The following is an 18,396-nucleotide window of genomic DNA, read 5'->3' on the forward strand; positions in this document are numbered from 1 at the left end:
CCGACCCGCGGCCCCCGGTCACGCACCCGTGACCGGGGGGCGCGGTCTACGATCCGGTCGTGTTCGTGGTGACCCTGACCTACCTGACCGACCTGGACCGCGCCGACGCCGCCATGGCCGACCACCTGGCCTGGGTGGACCGCCAGTACGCCGACGGGGTCTTCCTCGCCTCCGGCCGGCGGGTGCCGCGCACCGGCGGGGTGATCCTGGCCGCCGGGCTGGACCGCGCCGACCTGGACCGGCGGTTGGCCACCGACCCCTTCGCCGAGCAGGGCATCGCCGGCTACGAGGTGGTCGAGTTCGTCGCCGGCCGGGTCGCCGAGGGCCTGGAGGCGATCCGGGAGGGCTGAGCGGCCCCGCCCCCGGGCGGTGGGGACGGGGCCGCGTTCCGGGGCCGCCGGGTCAGCGGATCGAGAAGCCCAGGGTGTACGCCCCCGCGCCGTCCAGCCCGACCACCCGGTAGCGGTAGGTGCCGGCCGGGGTGACGGCGCTCAGCCGGGCCACCCCGGCGGAGGTGTCGGCGCTGGCCACGGTGGTGAACGCCGCGCCGGTGAAGCGTTGCAGCTGCACCGCCGCCAGGGCGCCCTGCGCCACCGACAGGCACGCCTCCTGGGTGCCGCCGGGCACCCGGAAGACCCGCCCGTCCGGCTGGACCTGCGCCCGCCCGGCGGCGATCCGTCCGCTGCGGGTCAGCTCTCCGGTGCAGTCGCCGGCGTCGCCGGCCGGCGGCTCGGCCGGGGCGGTGGCCGGCGGGGTGCCCGGCTCGGCCGGCGGGGTGCCGGCGCCGTCCCCGGTCGGCGGCGCGGACCCGCCGTTCGCGGTGACCAGCGTCAGATCGTTGCGTTGCAGGATCTCGGTGACCGGCTGGAAGAACGTCACGCCGCCCCGGGTGCAGTCGCCCGAGCCGCCGGAGGTGACGCCCTGCGCCTGGTCGCCGGAGAGCCAGGCGCCGCCCGAGTCGCCGGGCTCGGCGCAGACGTCGGTGCGGGTCAGCCCGGTGACCGTCCCCTCCGGATAGTTCACGGTGGCGTTCTTCGCCCGGATCACCCCGCAGTGGGTGCCGGTGGTCGAGCCGGACCGGCAGACCGACGCGCCGACCGGCGCCTCGGTGGCCCCGTTGACCGGCACCGTGCCGCCGTTGAAGTCGTTGACCACGCCCTGCGGCGTCCAGTCGCCGTTGACCCGGACGAACGCCCAGTCGTCGCCGGGGAACGAGGACGCCGCGAAGGTGCCCTGGGCGGCCCGGTTCGCGCCGGTGGTGCGGTCCCCCGGCCGGCCGCAGTGCCCGGCGGTCACGAAGCCGCCGACCACGGAGAAGCCGACCGAGCAGCGGCCGGCGTCGTTGATGAGGTACGGGTCGCCGCCGCGTACGTCGAACAGCAGCCGGGGTGACTCGGCGGAGGTGGTCACCCGCAGCGCCCCGTCCGGCGCCCCGCCCGCCGCGGCGAACCGGCGACCGGCCGCCTCGGCGCCGGGCCGGGCCAGCACCGCCACCGCGTTGCTCGTCACGTCGACGTACCAGCCGGCCACGTCCCGGCCCGCGCTCGGGGCCGCCGCGTCGAGCCGGCTCTTGACCGCGTCCAGCTCACCCACGCCACGGGCCACCTGCTTCGGCACCGCGCCGGCGGCCCGCACCGCCGCGGCCCGGTCCGGGTCGGCCACCGCCACGGTGAGCGTGCTGCCGTCGGCGGCGAGCCAACTGCCGCCGTAGTCGGCGCCGAGTTCGGCGCGCAGCTTTCCGACCGTGCCGGCCGCCCACCGCTCGGTACGCAGCCGGCGTACCGCCTGCTCCCGGGTCAGCGACAGGTCCCGGCCCAGCGCCGCCACCACCTCGGGGGCGACACCGTCCGGGGCCACCGTCGGGGCCCGGTCGGCGGGTCGGGGCACGGCATTCTCCCCGGCGAACGACGGCAGGGTCACCGCCGCCGTCAGTCCCACCGCCGCCACCACGACACCGATGGCTGTCATCCGTCTGCGGTCCATCCGCCATGCTCCTCCCGGCCGGCGCGGGGTACGCCCGCCGGACCGGAGTACGGGAACGACCGCCGATCGGTTGAACCGGCCCGGACGACATCGACGCGACGTCACCGGGCGGACCCGGAGAGCGAGGGCGCCGGTGCGGTCCGAAAGCCGCCGGACGATCTCCGTCCACCCTGGTGGACTCATTCGCATGACGACGACACCACAGCACGCCGCCCGGCTCCTGCACGCCCTGCACCGCCCCGGTTCCCCGCTGGTCCTGCCCAACGCCTGGGACGCGGCCAGCGCCCGGATCGTCGCCGGGTGCGGCGCGGCGGCGGTCGCCACCACCAGCGCCGGCGTCTCGTGGAGCCTGGGCGTCCCGGACGGCGACGCGCTGGACCGGGAGCGGGCCCTGGCGGTGGTCGCCCGGGTCGCCGCCGCCGTCACCGTGCCGGTCACCGCCGACCTCGAGAGCGGGTACGCCGCCGACCCGGCCGGCGTCGCCCGGACCGTCGCCGGCGTGCTCGCCGCCGGGGCGGTCGGGGTGAACATCGAGGACGCCGCGCCGGACGGGACGTTCCCGCTGCGCCCGGTCGAGGAGCAGTGCGCCCGGATCCGGGCGGCGCGGGAGGCCGCCGACGCGGCGGGGGTGCCGCTGTTCGTCAACGCCCGCACCGATGTCTTCCTGCGGTCGGTGGGCGACCCGGCGGACCGGCTGGCGGAGACGCTGTGCCGGGCGGCGGCGTACCGGGCGGCGGGCGCGGACGGCGTCTTCGTCCCGGGTGTGGTGGACGCGGCGACCATCGGGGCGCTGGTGGACGGGATCGACGGGCCGGTGAACGTGCTCGCCGGCCCGGGCGCGCTGCCGGTGACCACGCTGGCCGGGCTGGGGGTGGCCCGGGTCAGCCTCGGCTCGGCGCTGGCGGAGGCGGCGTACGGGCTGGTCCGCCGGGCCGCCACGGAGGCGCTGGGCGCCGGGTCGTACGCCTCGCTGGCCGGCGCGATCGACTACGGCGAGCTGAACGCGCTGCTGGCCTGAGCCGGCCCGGTACGCGGCGACGCCCGCCGGCACACGGGGTGCGGGCGGGCGTCGGTCGCGGTGGAGGTCAGACCTCGACGACCGTCGGGACGATCATCGGCCGGCGGCGGTACTTGTCGTTGACCCAGCGCCCCACGGTGCGCCGGACGATCTGCTGGAGCTGGTGCGGGTCGGTGATGCCGTCCGCGGCGGCCCGGTTCAGCGCCTCGGTGACCAGCGGGACGACCGGGTTGAACGCCTCCGGGTCCTCGGAGAAGCCCTTCGCCGACAGGGTGGGACCGGCGACGACCTTCCCGGTGACCGAGTCGACCACCACGGTGGTGGCGATGAACCCGCCGTCGCCGAGGATCCGCCGCTCGGTCAGCAGCGACTCGCTGACGTCGCCCACGGCGAGCCCGTCGACGTAGACGTAGCGGCTCTTCACGTGCCCGACCAGACTGGCCCGGCCCTCGACCAGGTCGACGACGTCGCCGTCCTCGCAGAGCACCACCCGGTCCGGGGCGACGCCGGACTCGATGCCGAGCCGGGCGTGGGCGCGCAGGTGCCGCCACTCGCCGTGCACCGGCATCAGGTTGCTCGGCCGGACCACGTTGAGCAGGTAGAGCAGTTCACCGGCGGGGGCGTGGCCGGAGACGTGCACCTTGGCGACGTCCTTGTGCACGACGACCGCGCCGGCCCGGGCCAGCCGGTTGATCACCCGGTAGACCGAGGTCTCGTTGCCGGGCACCAGCGAGGAGGCCAGCACCACGGTGTCGCCGGGGGCGATGGTGATGTGCCGGTGGTCGCCGCTGGCCATCCGGCCCAGCGCGCTCATCGGCTCGCCCTGCGAGCCGGTGGACATCAGCACGATCTGCTCGGGCGGGAGGGTGGTCGCCTCCTCGATCCCGATCACCAGGCCGGCGGGGATGTTCAGCAGGCCCAGGTCGCGGGCGATGCCCATGTTGCGGACCATCGACCGGCCGATCAGGGCGACCTTGCGACCGTGCTCGATCGCCGAGTCGAAGACCTGCTGCACCCGGTGCACGTGCGAGGCGAAGGAGGCGACGATGATCCGCCCCTTGGCCTTGGCGAAGATCGAGTCCAGGACCGGCCCGATCTCCCGCTCCGGGGTGACGAAGCCGGGGATCTCCGCGTTGGTGGAGTCCGACAGCAGCAGGTCGACGCCCTCGGCGCCGAGCCGGGCGAAGCCGGCCAGGTCGGTGATCCGGCCGTCCAGCGGCAGCTGGTCCATCTTGAAGTCGCCGGTGTGCAGCACCAGGCCGGCCGGGGTGCGGATGGCCACCGCCAGGGCGTCCGGGATCGAGTGGTTGACCGCGAAGAACTCGCACTCGAAGGGGCCGAGCCGCTCCCGGCCGCCCTCCCGCACGGTCAGCGTGTACGGCTGGATCCGCCGCTCGGCCAGCTTCGCCTCGACCAGGGCGAGGGTGAACTGGGAGCCGACCAGCGGGATGTCCGGCTTGTGGGCGAGCAGGTAGGGCACCGCCCCGATGTGGTCCTCGTGCCCGTGGGTGAGCACGATGGCCTGCACGTCGGCGAGCCGGTCCAGGATCGGGCCGAAGTCGGGCAGGATCAGGTCCACGCCGGGCTGCTCGACGTCGGGGAAGAGCACGCCGCAGTCGACGATCAGCAACTTGCCGTCGTATTCGAAGACGGTCATGTTCCGACCGATGGCGCCGAGCCCGCCCAGGGGAATGATCCGCAGACCGCCCTCCGGCAGCGGCGGGGGCAGTTCCGCTTCGATGTGCGCCTCGGTCACGCGTCCACCTCAATCTTCGGCGCCGTCACCCGGCGCCCGTCGTGTCGTTTGGTCATTCAGGCAGTGCCAGGCCCGCCGCCGCGCAGTCGGCGCGCAGCTGGGCCAGTTCGTCGTCGGTGGCGTCCACCAGAGGTGGGCGCACCGGGCCGGCCGGCAGCCCCTGGGCCGCCAGTCCCGCCTTCACCAGGATGATCCCCTGGGTACGGAAGATACCGGTGTAGAGCGGCAGCAGCCGCCGGTGCAGGGCGAGCGCCCCGGCCACGTCACCGGCCTCGTGGGCCTCGATCATGCGCTGGGTGAGCGCGCCGGTGAAGTGGGTCGAGGTGCCCACCACGCCGACCGCGCCGACCGACAGCAGCGGCAGGGTCAGCGAGTCCTCGCCGCTGTAGACCGCCAGGTCGCTGCGGGCGGTCACCCACGCGGTGGCGGTCAGGTCACCCTTGGCGTCCTTCAGCGCGACGATCCGGTCGTGCTCGGCGAGGCGTACCAGCGTGTCGGTGGCGATCGCCACCCCGGCCCGGCCGGGGATGTCGTAGAGCATCACCGGCAGGGCGGTGGCGTCGGCGACCGCCGTGAAGTGCCGCAGCAGGCCGGCCTGCGGCGGCTTGTTGTAGTACGGCGTGACCACCAGCAGGCCGTCCGCGCCGGCCTTCTCGGCGGTCGCGGCCAGCTCGATCGTGTGCGGGGTGTTGTTGGTGCCGACGCCCGCGACCACCCGCGCCCGGTCCCCGACCGCCTCCACCACGGCCCGGATCAGGGCCTCCTTCTCCGCGTCGGAGGTGGTCGGCGACTCGCCGGTGGTGCCGTTGACCACCAGCGCGTCGTTGCCCTGCTCGTCGACGAGGTGGGTGGCCAGTCGGGCCGCGCCGTCGAGGTCGAGCGAGCCGTCGGCCGTGAACGGGGTGGCCATGGCCGTGAGCACTCGGCCGAACGGGCGCGCCGCGGCCCGGTCCGGGGCGGCAGGGTGGTCGTGCGTCATGTCAACAACCTAGCGGACGACCACCGGGGGCCCGGCGGGGAAGGGTTCTTCGGTCACTCGGCGTGCGGGCTGGTCGCCACCTCGGTGCCGTCGGGCAGCGTGGAGATCGCGAAGTCGGCGAAGACGTTCGGCGCAACGCCCTTGAGCTGCCGCAGGCACTCCACCGCCAGCTCGCGGATCTCCACGTCGGCGTGCTCGGTGGCGCGCATCGAGATGAAGTGCCGCCAGGCCCGGTAGTTGCCGGTGACCACGATCCGGGTCTCGGTGGCGTTCGGCAGCACCGCCCGCGCCGCCTGCCGGGCCTGCTTGCGGCGCAGCGTCGGGTTCGGCTCGTCGGTGAACCGGGCCTCCAGGCCCTCCAGCAGCTCGGTGTACGCCCGCACCGCCGCCTCGGACGCCTCGACGAACTTCTTGTGCAGCTCCGGGTCGTCGGCGATCACCGCGGGCTCGACCATGGCCGCGTCCCGCTCCGGGACGTACCGCTGGGAGAGCTGGGAGTACGAGAAGTGCCGGTGCCGGATCAGCTCGTGGGTGAAGGAGCGGGAGACCCCGGTGAAGTAGAAGCTCACCGAGCCGTGCTCCAGCACGGAGAGGTGACCGACCTCCAGGATGTGCGCCAGGTAGCCGGCGTTCGTCGCGGTGGCCGGGTTGGGCTTCTTCCACGACTGGTAGCAGGCCCGCCCGGCGAACTCGGCCAGCGCCTGGCCGCCCTCGGCGTCGGTCGACCAGGGCACCTCGTCGGGGGCCTGGAACTGGGTCCACGCGATCAGCTTGACCTGGGGCTGCACCATCTCCGGCATTCCTGGGACTGTAGTGGCCACCGGGTCGGCCGCGAAAGCTGGGCGCGCCGACGTGAGAGCCCCCACCCCGGCGGTCCGTCCGGGTCAGACGTAGAGGGCGGTGAACGGCGCCCAGGGCAGGTTGCGGGCCACCGAGAAGACCAGCCAGGCGACCAGGAAACCGGCGAGCACCGGGGAGCTGAGCCGCAGCTCCGGCAGGCGCCAGCCGAACGCCCGGTTGCCGGCCCAGCTGACGAAGAGATAGGCCAGGAAGGGCAGCGCGAAGACGAAGAGGAAGTGGTGCCGGGCGGCGGCCGGCAGGTCGCCGTGCAGGACGTACCACAGGGCGCGGGTGCCGCCGCAGCCCGGACAGTCCAGGCCGGTGGTGAGCTTGAGCAGGCAGCTCGGGGCGGCGTCCGGGTCGCTGCGGGTGGGGTCGCTGAGCAGCGCGTACGCCATGCCCATGCCGACACAGCCGAGCGCGGCCAGCGGGAGCGCCCAGCGCGGGGACCGGTCGTGCACCCGGAGCACGAAACGGCTGAACCGGTCCGGCTGCGGGGCGGGGTACGGGTACGGCGGGTGCGGCCAGGCGGCCGGGCCCACCGGGGGCTGACCGTCCGTGGCGGCGGGCGGGGCCTGCTCGGCCGGCCGGTCGACGCTGGTCACGCGCTCACCGTACACCCGCCACGCCGGCCAGGGCGGCGCCGAGCGGAACGGCCAGGTCGCCGGCGACCGGCGGGGCGACCGCGGAAAGGCCCAGCCAGCCGGCGAGCCGGTACAGCTCGGCGGCGAGCGCCACCGCGGTCTCCCCCACGTCCACGCCCGGCTCCGCCCAGGCGGCCGGCACCAGCAGCACCCCGGTCTTCCGGTCGGCCTTCAGGTCGACCCGGGCGGTGAACCGCTCGCCCTGGAGGAAGGGCAGCACGTAGTAGCCGTGCACCCGCTGCGGGGCCGGCACGTAGATCTCGATCCGGTAGGAGAAGCCGAAGAGGCGTTCGGCGCGCCCCCGCTCCCAGACCAGCGGGTCGAAGGGGCTGACCAGGGTGTTGCCGCGCACCCAGCGGGGCAGCCGGGCGTCGGCGTGCAGGTACGCCGGCTGCCGCCAGCCCGGCACGGTGACCGGGGTCAGCTCGCCGGCCTCGACCAGCTCGGCCACGGCCCGCCGCGCGCCGTGCAGCGGCAGCCGGAAGTAGTCACGCAGCTCCGGTTCGGCGGCCACCCCAAGCGACCGGGCGGCGATCGAGACCAGGGTGCGCCAGGCGTCGGCGTCGGTCGGGGTGGGCGCGTCCAGCACGGCGGCCGGCAGCACCCGCTCGGGCAGGTCGTAACGGCGGGCGAAGGAGGGGGTGCGGTCGGCGGCGGTCACCTCACCGGCCCAGAACAGGAACTCCAGCGCCCGCTTGACGGTCGACCAGTTCCACCCCCAGTGACCGGTCTCCCGGGGCGCGTCGTGCTCGATCTCGGCGGCGGTCAGCGGCCCGGAGGCGGCGACCTCGTCGCGTACCCAGGCGACCAGCTCGGGCTGCTCCCGGGCGATCTGCCGCATCCGGCCCCACGCCTCGTCGCGGGCCTTGGCCATCCGCCAGCGCAGCACCGGGTGCAGCCCGACCGGGACCAGCGACGCCTCGTGGCCCCAGTACTCGAAGAGCTCCCGGGGGCGGCGGTAGGCGGCGGTGTCCAGCAGGGCGGTCGGGTAGGGCCCGAGCCGGCTGTAGAGCGGCAGGTAGTGCGCCCGTTGCAGGACGTTGACCGAGTCCATCTGGATCAGGCCGACCCGGTCCAGCACCCGGCGCAGGTGGCGACGGGTGGGCACCCCGGTCGGCGCGGGGTCGGTGAAGCCCTGGGCGGCGAGCGCCACCCGGCGGGCCTGGGCGAGGGAGAGCGATTCCGGTGCGGCCATCGTCGGCACCCTAAATCATCGGTACGACGCGGACGCCCGATGCTGGACCTGACGCCCAGCGGGGCATAGAACGGACAGATGTTCACCATCCGCCGCGAAGAGCCCGAGGACGCGGAGGCGGTCGCCCGCGTGCACGTCCACGGCTGGCAGGCCGGCTACGCGGAGCTCATGCCGGCCGAGGTGCTGCGTCGGCTCAACCCGGTGGCCTGGGCCTCTCGGCGGCGGGACCTCGGCACCGCCGACCCGGAACACCCGTTCACCACCCTGCTCGCCTGCGCGGACGAGGCGGTGGTCGGCTTCGCCACGTTCGGGCCGTACCGCAACGACCAGGACCGCGACGACCTGGACCAGGCCGTCGGCGAGATCGTCGGACTCTACGTCGAGCCGGCGTACTGGGGGGCCGGGCCGGCGCGGGAGCTGCTGGCCGCCGCCCGGGCGGGGCTGGCCGGCCGGGGCTGGACCGAGTACCGGGCCTGGGTGCTGGCGGGCAACCACCGGGGGCGCCGGTTCGCCGAGCGCGCCGGCCTGCTCCCCGACGGCGAGCGCTCGACCTATCCGGTGCCGCTGGCCGGCGGTCTGCCCCCGGTCGAACTGGTCGAGCTGCGGTACGCCGGCCGGCTCGCCACCGGCAGCAGCACCAGCAGGGCGATGCTGATCCAGACGTAGACGTTGCTGCCCAGGAAGCCGTCGACCCCGCTGAAGTCCTTCTCCCACAGCCAGACGATCCGGCTGCACAGCAGCGCGTACCCGATGGCGGCGAAGGCCAGCAGGGCGCGACGCCGGCGGCTGCCGGCCGGGGCGGCCGTGGCGTCGTCCACCAGCAGGATCAGCGCCGGGATCAGCCAGACCAGGTGGTGCACCCAGGTGACCGGGCTGACCAGGCACATCACCACGCCGGTCAGCGCCAGGCCGGCGGTCTCGTCGCCGGCCGCGGCGGCGGCCCGGGACCGCCACGCCCAGACCGCCAGCGCGACGAGCACCAGCGCCAGCCAGAGCAGCGTGCTGGGGTGCTCCGGGTCGAGCCGGGCCACCACCCCGCGCAGCGACTGGTTGGAGACGAACGCCAGCTCACCGACGCGGTCGGTGTTCCACAGGGCGGTGGTCCAGAACTCCCGGGAGGCGTTCGGGAAGAGCGCGCCGGCCAGCAGGCTGGCCGCGGCGGCGGTGCCGACGGCGGTGGCCGCGGCCCGGAAGCGTCGGGTGACCAGGAGGTAGACGATGAAGATGCCCGGGGTCAGCTTGATCGCGGTGGCCAGCCCGATCCCCACCCCGGCCCACCGGTTGCCGCGCGGCAGCAGCCGCAGCAGGTCCACCCCGACCAGGAAGAGCAGCAGCATGTTGACCTGGCCGAAGTTGACCGTCTCGCGCATCGGCTCGAACGCGGCGGCCAGGCAGAGCGCCACCGCCAGCACGAACCAGCGGTTCCAGCCCTGCCGGCGGGCGACCGGCTCGACCAGCCACCCGATCAGCACCGTGCTGACCAGCACCGTGGCGACCACGCTGACCGTGATCGCCGCCGGCCAGGGCAGGTAGGCCATCGGGAGCATCACCAGCGCCGCGAAGGGCGGGTAGGTGAAGCCGTACTGGGTGCCGGGCTTGAGGTAGTCGTAGATCTCGCCGCCGTCGTGCACCCAGAAGTGCAACGCGCCGTAGTAGACCTTCAGGTCGAAGAAGCCGTGGCGTACGGCGGCCACCGCGAGGAAACCGGCCACCGCCGCAGCGAGCACGGCGACCACGGCGACCTGCCGTGCCGTCCGTGCGGCCCCCTGCGCCACCATCGTCTCCACCGCCCTGCGTAGGCTCACGTGCCATGGCTACGGGGTACGTCCGCCCGGCGCGTCCCGGGGACGCCGGCGAGATCGCACGAATCCAGCTCGCGACCTGGCGGGTCGCCTATCGTCGGATCCTGCCCCGGCACGTGCTCGACAACCTGGACGAGCAGTGGCTCGCCCGGCGGTGGAGCGCCGCGGTGCAGGAGCCGCCCTCGGACGCCCACCGGGTGCTGGTCGCCGTCGAGCAGGCCGAGCAATCCTATCTGGTGGGGTTCGCGGCATCCGGTCCGGCCGACGCGGAGGCCCTCGCACCGGGTGAGCCGGCCGACGCGCTGTCCGACGGGGTGGCCGCCGTGACCGACCTGCTGGTCGAGCCGCGCTGGGGCCGGCGCGGGCACGGCAGCCGGCTGCTCGCCGCCATGGTGGAGCACTGGCGTACCGACGGCTTCACCCGGGCGGTCGCCTGGGCCTTCGACGGTGACGAGGCGACCAGGAAGTTCCTCACCGCCACCGGTTGGGAGCCGGACGGCGCGGGCCGGGCCCTGGACGTCGAGGACATGCTGGTGCCGCAGGTGCGCCTGCACGTCGCCGTCCCCACCGAGCCGGTCGCGCAGGGCTGAGGCCACCCACGAGCGGCGGTCGCGGGTTCGCCGCGACCGCCGCCGGTGGGTCAGCCCTTGTCGGCGCCCTCGTTGGCGCCGCGGACGAAGTACCGCTGGAAGACCACGAAGATCAGCGCCACCGGGATGGTGGCCAGCAGCGCGGCACCGAGCTTCAACGGATACTGGGTGCCCGAGCCGAGCGAACCGGTGACCAGGTCCGCCAGTCCGCGGGGCAGGGTGAACAGGCTGGGGTCCTGCACCGCGACGAGGGTGTGCGGGAACTCGTTCCATGATCCCTGGAAGGAGAGGATGGTCAGGGTGATCAACGCCGGCCTGGCCATCGGCAGCACCACCGACCAGAAGGTGCGGAAGACCCCGGCGCCGTCGACCCGGGCCGCCTCCTCCATGCTCGCCGGGATCGACTCGAAGAACTGCTTCATGATGAACACCCCGGCCGCGTCGGCCAGCAGCGGCACGATCAGCCCGGCGTAACTGTCGTAGATGCCGATCTGGTTCAGGACCAGGAACTTCGGGATCAGCAGCACCACGCCCGGCACCGCCATCACCGCGAGGATCGCCGCGAACATCCCGGTCCGACCCCGGAACCGCAGCCGCGCCAGCGCGTATCCGGCGAGCGAGTCGAGAAAGACCCGCCCCAACGTCACCAGCACGGTCACCAGGAGCGAGTTGCCCATCCACAGCGGGAACGACGTTCCGTCGAAGAGGCGCTGGAAGCTCGTCAGGTCCAGCGGGTCGGGGACCGGGGAGAGGGGGTTCGCCGCCGCGTCCGGTTCGGTCTTGAGAGCGTTTCCGATCTGGATGACGAACGGGTAGAGGAAGACCAGCGCGAAGAAGACCAGGACGGCGTACCCGACGAAGGTGGTCACCAGGCCGCGCGGCTCGCGGCGCCGCCTCGTCGGCGCCGGCCGGGTCGGTACGCGGGGTGGATCGGTCACCACGGCCATGTCAGGACCTCCCCGGTGGGCGTCGCCGCAGCCAGCCGGGCCGAGAGGCGTCGCGCTCGGCGAGCAGGCGGCGCTGCACCAGCGTCAGCAGAATGATGATCAGGAACAGCACGAAGGAGATCGCCGCGCCCCGCCCGTAGTCGAAGTCCTGGAACGCGGTGCGGTACGACAGGTACGCCGGGGTGAGGGTGGTCTTCGCCGGGTTGCCCTGGCTCATCACGTACACCTGGTCGAAGACCTGCCAGGAGCCGATCAGGCCGAGGGTCAGCACCAGGAACATGGTGGGCCGGATCATCGGCAGTGTGACGTGGCGGAAGCGCTGCCAGCGGTTGGCGCCGTCCAGCGCGCTGGCCTCGTCGAGAGCGACCGGCACGCCCTGCAGGGCGGCGAGGAACATCAGCATGAACGTGCCGGAGGTGGTCCAGACCACCAGCGAGATGATGGAGAGCATCGCCACGCTCGGTCCGGCCAGCCAGTCCCACCAGCTCAGTCCGCCCGGCCCGCCGTCGGCGAGCGCCGTCGGCGGTGAGTCGACGCCGACCAGGCCGAGGAGCAGGTGCAGCACGCCCCGGGAGTCGGCGAACCACTGCGGCCCGTCCAGCCCGACCATCGCCAGCAGCCGGTTGACCGCGCCGGTGCTGGAGAACATGAACAGGAACACGATGCTGATCGCCACCGAGCTGGTGACCGACGGGAAGTAGAAGGCGGTCCGGAAGAAGGACTTGCCGCGCAGCATCCGGTTGTTGACCACGAGCGCGAGGAACAGCGCCAACGCGGTCTGCGCCGGCACCACGAACAGCACGTAGTAGATGTTGTTCCGCAGGCTGATCATGAAGTCCTGGCGGGCCAGGCCGTCGACGGTGAACAGCCGGGTGTAGTTGTCCGCCCCGACGAACGGCACCCCGGAGCGGAACGGGCTGCCCTGGCCGTTCCACCCGGTGAGGCTCACCCAGAACGCCATCAGGATCGGCAGCAGCAGGAACAGGCCGAGGATCACCACCACGGGCGCCACGAAGAGCCACCCGGCCAGGTTCTCGGATCCGCGCACACCGGAGCGCCGTCGCCGGGGCGTGCCGCCCGACGAGGTGGCCGGTGCCGCGAGTGAGTCGATCGCCATCACCCTCCCTCCTGAAAAGGAGGGGCCCCTTCTCGACGCGTGGCGTATGGGAAGGGGCCCCTGTCAACGGCTCAGCTACCGCCGAGCGCGGCGGCGGTGTTCTTCTGCACCCGGGTCAGCAACGCCTTCGGGTCACCGGCCTTCAGGCCCTGGATGCCGGTGTCGAGGTCGGCCAGGACGCTGTCCATCTTGGGCGCGTTGACCGGGCCCTGGGCCTGCTCGGCCGAGTCGATGAACGCCTTGTCGGCGGGGAACGCCTTGAGGTACGAGTCCCGGGCGGACTGCCGGGACGGCATCACGCCGAACGCCGTGGCGAAGGCCATCTGCTGGTCGACGGAGGTCATCGCCTCGACCAGCTTGACTGCGGCGTCCTTGTTCTTGCTCTTGGCCGCGATGCCCCAGCAGTTGGTGAAGGACAGGGTGCCCGGGCCCTTGGGTCCGGCCGGCAGGGCCACCACCTTGTACTTCACGTTCGGGAAGTCGTTCTTCAGGGCGCCGGTGATCCAGTTCCCCTCGATCGTCATCACCGCCCGGCCCTTGCCGAACGCCTCGCCGGCCCAGCCGGAGTCCAGCTCCTTCGGGAACTTGGCGAGGCCACCGGTGAGCAGGCCCTTGACGTACTGGAGGGCCTGGAGGTTCTCCGGGCTGTCCACGGTCGCCTGCTTACCGTCCGGGCTGGTGATCCAGCCGCCGGCCTGCACCATGAAGGCGCCGATCCGGTCCCGGGTGTCGCCGATGACCAGCGGCACCTGGCCCTTCGCCTTGATCTTCTGCGCGGTCGCGGTGAGCTGGTCCCAGGTGGTCGGCACGTCGGCGTCGGTGAGCCCGGCCTTCGCCCAGAGGTCGGTGTTGATCTGGAGCGCGAGGGTGGAGAAGTCCTTCGGCGCGCAGTAGTACTTCCCGTCGTAGGTGAACGTCTCCCGCAGGCTCTGGTAGAAGTCGTCCGGGTTGCTGATCTTGTCGCCGTACGGCTCCAGGGCGCCGACACTGGCGTAGTCGGCGAAACGGACCGCCGGCACGTAGAAGACGTCCGGCGGGTTGCCCCCGGCGAAGGCCTGGCCGAGCTGCTGGGTGAGGTCCTGGGCGGGGGTCACGGTGGCCTGGTTGCCGGAGCTCGAGGCCCACTTGGCCGCCGCGTCCTGCACCGCCTTGGTCTCGGCGTCGCCGGAGGAGCCGATCAGGATCTGGAGGTTGGCCGGGCCGCTGGACTGCTGGGCGGTGCCGGACGAGTCGTCGTCGAAGCCGCTGCCGCAGGCGGCGGAGCCGAGCAGCGCCAGAGTGGCCAGGCCGGCCACCGCCGCCCGGGTGAGGTGTCGAGGTGCCATCGGTTCTCCTGGTGGGGATGCGGTTGGGGGAACGGGTGTCACGCGGTGCGCCGGAGCACCAGCGCCGGTTGGAGCAGCACGGGCGCCAACCCCCGCCGCGGCTCGTCGAGCACGGCGGTGAGCAGGTCGACGCAGCGGGCGGCGGCGTCGCCGAGGGGTTGGCCGACGCTGGTCAGCCCGAGTGCCGCGGCGACCGGAGTGTCGTCGAAGCCGATCACCGGGATCGCCGGCCCGGTGGTCCGGGCCGCCTGGAGGGCGCCGAGCGCGAGGGAGTCGCTGGCGCAGACCAGGGCGGTCGGTGGGGCGGGGTCGGCGAGCAGCTCGCGGGCGCAGCGCTCGCCCTCGGCGATGCCGTCGACGGTCTCCCGGTGCAGCCCGCTCGGGTCGACCCCGGCCGCGCGCAGGGTGCGGTGCCAGCCGGCGCGCCGGTCGTCGCCGACGCCGGAGCCGGCGGGCCAGCCGATCCAGCCGATCCGCCGGTGTCCGGCGGCGAGCAGGTGCGCGGTGGCGGCGGCGGTGCCGGCCGCGCCGTCGACGTCGACCCAGCAGTGCGCGTCCAGGTCGTCCCAGGGGCGGCCGAACGTCACGAACGGCACCCCCCGGTCGGCCAGCCAGGCGGTACGCGGGTCGCCGTGGTCGGTGGCGGTGAGCACGAAGCCGTCGAGGTCGTACGCGCCGAGCAGGTCGTCGTAGGTGGCGATCTCCCGCTGCCGGTCGGTGGCGGTGTAGAGCATGGTCCGGTAGCCGGCCGCCTCGGCGGTCTCGGTGAGGCCGTGCAGGAAGCGGTCGAGGACCGAGCCGTTGATGCCGTCGCGGGTGGGTTCGATGCGGACGGCGATGAGGCGGGACCGGCCGGTGCGCATCTGACGGGCGGCCTGGCTGGCCCGGTAGCCGAGGGCGGCGATGGCCTCCTGGACCCGCTGGCGGGTCTCCTCGCGCACGATGTGCGGCGCGTTGAGCACGTTGGACACCGTCTGGCGGCTGACCTGGGCGTGCCGGGCCACCGTCGCGATGGTCACCTTTTCGGCCACATTATCCCTCTCGCGGTCTTGAACGATCCAATTTGGATAGGGCAGGATTGGATCGTTCAAGTTTCTGGAATGTTTCGCACTCTGCACCGCCAGCGGACGGCTTGTCAAGAGGTCGTCCGCACCCGACAGGATCTGGAGCCGACGTCGTGACCGAACGCCACCTGCAACCCCTGCTGCACGAGCTGGTCGGGGTGCTCCTCGCCCCCACCAGCGCGTTGGGTGACCGGGCCGGGCAGATCAGCCCGACCGGCGTCCAGGGAGTCTTCCACGCCGACGCCCGGGTGCTCTCCCGCGCCGAGCTGCGCGTCGACGACCGGGAGCCGGAGGCGATCGCCCACGCGCCGCACGGCCCGCACGGCGCCCGCTTCGTCGGCCTGGCCCGCTGGCTGGGCGACCCCGGCCCCGACCCCACCGTCCGGGTCGAGCGGACCCGCCGGGCCGGCCCGCGCGGCCTGGACGAGGAGGTACGCCTCGTCTCCACCGCGACCGTCCCGGTGACCGCCACCGTCACCGTCGACCTCGGCTGCGACCTCGCCCCGGTCGAGCGGGTCAAGTCCGGCGCGCAGACCACCCCGGTCGAGGCGAAGCTGGGCCGGCCCGGGGAGTTGAGCTGGACCGCCGACGGCACCACCGTCGTCGTCACCGCCGACGGCGCCAGCGTCGACGCCGACCGGGACCGCGCCACCGCCCCCCGGCTGGCCTGGCCCGTCGAGCTGCCCGCCCGGGGCGAGGTGACGCTGCGCTGGCGACTGCGGGTCGACGACCCGCGGGCCGTGGTGGCCGCCCCCGCCGGCGAGCCGGACTGGTCCCGCCCCGACCTGCGCGCCGACGACCGGCGCCTGGTCCGGCTCCTCGACCGCTCCCTGGACGACCTGCGCGGGCTGCGCCTGGTCGACACCGTCGACGGCCAGGACGTCTTCCTGGGCGCCGGGGTGCCCTGGTTCCTCACCCTGTTCGGCCGGGACAGCCTCTGGGCGGCCCGGATGATGCTGCCGCTCGGCACCGGACTGGCCGCCGGGACGCTGCGCGTACTGGCCCGCCGGCAGGGCGCCCGGGTCGACCCGGCCAGCGGCGAGGCACCCGGCAAGATCCTGCACGAGCTGCGCCGCGGCGAGTTCAGCCCCGGCGGCAGCCTGCGCCTGCCGCCCGCGTACTACGGCACCGTCGACGCCACCATGCTCTGGGTGGCGCTGCTGCACGACGCGTGGCGCTGGGGCCTGCCGGCCGACCAGGTCGAACCGCTGCTGCCGCACCTGGAGGCGGCGCTGGGCTGGCTCGGCGACCACGCCGACGCCGACGGCGACGGCCTGGTCGAGTACGTCGACACCACCGGCCACGGCCTGGCCAACCAGGGCTGGAAGGACTCCGGCGACTCGATCCGGTTCCGCGACGGCAGCCTCGCCGCGCCGCCCATCGTGCTGGCCGAGGTGCAGGGGTACGCGTACCAGGCGGCGGTGAACGGCGCCGACCTGCTCGACGCCTTCGGCCGGCCCGGCGCCGACCGTTGGCGCGGGTACGCCGACCGCCTCGCCACCACCTTCCGGAACCAGTTCTGGGTCGACGGCGGCCCGGACGGCCCCCGCCCGGCGCTGGCCCTGGACCGGGACAAGCGCCCCGTCGACTCGCTGACCAGCAACATCGGCCACCTGCTCGGCACCGGCCTGCTCGACGGCGCGGAGGAGGCCCGGGTGGCGGAGCTGCTCGCCTCGGCGGCGCTCAGCGGCGGCTTCGGGCTGCGCACCATGTCCACCGACGACGCCGGCTTCGCCCCGCTGTCGTACCACTGCGGGTCGGTCTGGGCGCACGACACCGCGATCGTGCTGGCCGGGCTGGCCCGGGCCGGCTTCCGGGACGCCGCGCTCGGCCTGGCCGACGGGCTGCTCGGCGCGGCCGAGGCGTTCGACTACCGCCTTCCCGAGCTGTACGGCGGCGACGACCGCGGCCTGCTCGGCCGACCGGTGCCCTACCCGGCGGCCTGCCGCCCGCAGGCCTGGTCGGCAGCGTCGGCGGTGCTGCTGCTCCAGGCCGGCGCCGGCCTGCACCCCGACGTGCCGAACGGCCGGGTCACCCTGCGCCCGCTCGCCGGCCCCGAACTGGGCGCGCTGCGCGTCCACGGCCTGCGGGTCGCCGACACCGACGTCACCGTCGAGGTCGACCACACCGGCCACGCCACCGTGACCGGCCTCCCGAACACCCTCACCGTGCACACCCCCCGGATCCCCACCCCCCGCCACCCCACCTCAACGCCCACCCCCACCCCCCACTGACCCCGGCCCGGTCGCCGTTGATCATGAAGTTAGCGTCGGTTTTCGCGATCAACTTCGCCGCTAACTTCATGATCAACGCGACGGGGTGGGGGTGAGTTCGGCGGTCAGTTCTTCGCCGTCGTGCGTGCCGGTGGGGTGGAAGCCGAGGGTGGTGTAGAGGCGGGCGGCGGCGGTGTTGTCCGGGTGATAGGAGAGGCGGACGGGGTGGGGGCCACCGTCCTGGGTCGCCAGCCAGTCGGCCAGGGTGCGCACGGTCGCCCGCCCCACGCCCCGGTCCTGCTCGGCGGCGTCGACCACCATGCCACCGATCCAGCGCGAACCGTCGTCGTCCACGCCCCACATGACGTGGCCGACGACGGTCTCGTCGGCGTACACCGCCAGCGACGTCCACACCTCGGAGCGGTCGGCGAGCAGCAGGTAGCGGGCCGCCAGCGCCGCCACCCAGGCCCGCTGGTCGTCCCGGGGGGCCACGTCGGCGACCGCCCGCCAGTTGTCGTCGTCCACCGGGCGCAGCGTCACGTGCCGGCCGGCGCGGTCCCGCAGTCCTGAGTCGATCATGCCGGCCAGCGTAGGCCGCCGGCCGTGGGACCGATGCTCCTATGGATGTCAAGGGGTGTTGAGGGCGGTGAAGTCGGTGAGGAGGGCGGCGTGGACCTCGCGGACGACGTATCGCTTGAGGCACCGCATGATCTCTTTCTTGCCGAGGCCCTGTTTGGTGCGTTTCTCAACGTAGGCGCGGGTTCGGGGGTCGTAGCGCATCCGGCTGAGCACGATCGTGTGCAGGGCGTTGTTCGCGGCTCGGTCGCCGCCGCGGTTGAGGCGGTGCCGGTCGATGCGTCCGCTGCTGGCGGGGATCGGGGCGGCGCCGCAGAGGTGGGCCAGGGCCGCTTCGGAACGTAGCC

General features: G+C 73.8%; 18 protein-coding genes. 5 read left to right on the plus strand and 13 right to left on the minus strand.

All coding sequences use genetic code 11. From position 1 onward, the window contains the following. Positions 1-59: 59 nt before the first annotated feature. Entirely contained in the window at positions 60-350 is a 291-nt protein-coding gene (locus tag GA0070564_RS23325; protein WP_091612695.1) for a YciI family protein, read from the plus strand. Positions 351-402: 52 nt separating this feature from the next. On the opposite strand, the gene GA0070564_RS23330 is transcribed toward GA0070564_RS23325, so the two are convergent. Beyond that, positions 403-1,968 (minus strand): S1 family peptidase, encoded by a 1,566-nt coding sequence (locus GA0070564_RS23330; RefSeq protein ID WP_245670166.1) that lies wholly within the window; start codon positions 1,966-1,968, stop codon positions 403-405. A gap of 202 nt (positions 1,969-2,170) precedes the next feature. Here GA0070564_RS23330 and GA0070564_RS23335 point away from each other — a divergent pair, with 202 nt between their 5' ends. Continuing rightward, positions 2,171-3,001, plus strand: a complete 831-nt coding sequence (locus GA0070564_RS23335; RefSeq protein WP_091612701.1) for an isocitrate lyase/PEP mutase family protein — start codon at positions 2,171-2,173, stop codon at positions 2,999-3,001. 67 nt (positions 3,002-3,068) lie between these two features. Here GA0070564_RS23335 and GA0070564_RS23340 read toward each other — a convergent pair whose 3' ends face one another. The 5 genes from GA0070564_RS23340 to GA0070564_RS23360 all read right to left on the minus strand — a co-directional run bounded on the left by GA0070564_RS23340 (position 3,069) and on the right by GA0070564_RS23360 (position 8,415). Beyond that, complete coding sequence (locus tag GA0070564_RS23340) at positions 3,069-4,757, minus strand: ribonuclease J (protein ID WP_091612706.1); 1,689 nt, start codon at positions 4,755-4,757, stop codon at positions 3,069-3,071. Between the two features lie 52 nt (positions 4,758-4,809). Then, entirely contained in the window at positions 4,810-5,736 is a 927-nt protein-coding gene (dapA, locus tag GA0070564_RS23345) for a 4-hydroxy-tetrahydrodipicolinate synthase (protein WP_091612711.1), read from the minus strand. A gap of 53 nt (positions 5,737-5,789) precedes the next feature. Then, positions 5,790-6,527 carry an FAD-dependent thymidylate synthase gene (thyX, locus tag GA0070564_RS23350; protein ID WP_091612872.1) on the minus strand — a complete coding sequence of 246 codons (738 nt, stop codon included), beginning with the start codon at positions 6,525-6,527 and terminating at the stop codon, positions 5,790-5,792. A 93-nt stretch (positions 6,528-6,620) separates the two neighbouring features. Continuing rightward, positions 6,621-7,181 (minus strand): DUF2752 domain-containing protein, encoded by a 561-nt coding sequence (locus GA0070564_RS23355; protein ID WP_245670167.1) that lies wholly within the window; start codon positions 7,179-7,181, stop codon positions 6,621-6,623. Between the two features lie 4 nt (positions 7,182-7,185). Next, positions 7,186-8,415, minus strand: a complete 1,230-nt coding sequence (locus GA0070564_RS23360) for a winged helix-turn-helix domain-containing protein (RefSeq protein WP_091612719.1) — start codon at positions 8,413-8,415, stop codon at positions 7,186-7,188. Positions 8,416-8,493: 78 nt separating this feature from the next. Here GA0070564_RS23360 and GA0070564_RS23365 point away from each other — a divergent pair, with 78 nt between their 5' ends. Further along, a complete protein-coding gene (locus GA0070564_RS23365; RefSeq protein WP_141714847.1) occupies positions 8,494-9,081 on the plus strand; it encodes a GNAT family N-acetyltransferase in 588 nt (195 codons plus the stop codon). Here the strand turns inward: GA0070564_RS23365 and GA0070564_RS23370 are convergent. Then, positions 8,967-10,190: a glycosyltransferase 87 family protein gene (locus GA0070564_RS23370; RefSeq protein ID WP_141714850.1), complete on the minus strand. Its 1,224-nt coding sequence runs from the start codon at positions 10,188-10,190 to the stop codon at positions 8,967-8,969. The two genes, GA0070564_RS23365 and GA0070564_RS23370, sit on opposite strands and share 115 nt — an antisense overlap. Before the next feature lie 35 nt (positions 10,191-10,225). Between GA0070564_RS23370 and GA0070564_RS23375 the strand changes: the two genes are divergently transcribed. Further along, positions 10,226-10,807, plus strand: coding sequence for a GNAT family N-acetyltransferase (locus tag GA0070564_RS23375; RefSeq protein ID WP_091612722.1), 582 nt, complete (start codon positions 10,226-10,228; stop codon positions 10,805-10,807). A gap of 50 nt (positions 10,808-10,857) precedes the next feature. Here GA0070564_RS23375 and GA0070564_RS23380 read toward each other — a convergent pair whose 3' ends face one another. From GA0070564_RS23380 to GA0070564_RS23395, 4 genes are all read right to left on the minus strand, one after another. Then, positions 10,858-11,754, minus strand: coding sequence for a carbohydrate ABC transporter permease (locus tag GA0070564_RS23380; RefSeq protein ID WP_091612725.1), 897 nt, complete (start codon positions 11,752-11,754; stop codon positions 10,858-10,860). A 1-nt stretch (position 11,755) separates the two neighbouring features. Next, positions 11,756-12,871 (minus strand): carbohydrate ABC transporter permease, encoded by a 1,116-nt coding sequence (locus tag GA0070564_RS23385; RefSeq protein WP_091612728.1) that lies wholly within the window; start codon positions 12,869-12,871, stop codon positions 11,756-11,758. A gap of 71 nt (positions 12,872-12,942) precedes the next feature. Further along, a complete protein-coding gene (locus GA0070564_RS23390; RefSeq protein ID WP_091612732.1) occupies positions 12,943-14,196 on the minus strand; it encodes a sugar ABC transporter substrate-binding protein in 1,254 nt (417 codons plus the stop codon). Positions 14,197-14,234: 38 nt separating this feature from the next. Next, positions 14,235-15,215 carry a LacI family DNA-binding transcriptional regulator gene (locus GA0070564_RS23395; protein ID WP_245670168.1) on the minus strand — a complete coding sequence of 327 codons (981 nt, stop codon included), beginning with the start codon at positions 15,213-15,215 and terminating at the stop codon, positions 14,235-14,237. Positions 15,216-15,373: 158 nt separating this feature from the next. Between GA0070564_RS23395 and GA0070564_RS30275 the strand changes: the two genes are divergently transcribed. Further along, positions 15,374-17,494 (plus strand): amylo-alpha-1,6-glucosidase, encoded by a 2,121-nt coding sequence (locus GA0070564_RS30275; protein ID WP_091612741.1) that lies wholly within the window; start codon positions 15,374-15,376, stop codon positions 17,492-17,494. Positions 17,495-17,566: 72 nt separating this feature from the next. Here GA0070564_RS30275 and GA0070564_RS23405 read toward each other — a convergent pair whose 3' ends face one another. Further along, complete coding sequence (locus GA0070564_RS23405) at positions 17,567-18,052, minus strand: GNAT family N-acetyltransferase (RefSeq protein WP_091612745.1); 486 nt, start codon at positions 18,050-18,052, stop codon at positions 17,567-17,569. A 48-nt stretch (positions 18,053-18,100) separates the two neighbouring features. Continuing rightward, the coding region (locus GA0070564_RS23410) for a transposase (protein ID WP_141714848.1) at positions 18,101-18,396 on the minus strand (296 nt) is incomplete at its 5' end.

The organism is Micromonospora mirobrigensis (assembly GCF_900091555.1).
Lineage (GTDB): Bacteria > Actinomycetota > Actinomycetes > Mycobacteriales > Micromonosporaceae > Micromonospora > Micromonospora mirobrigensis.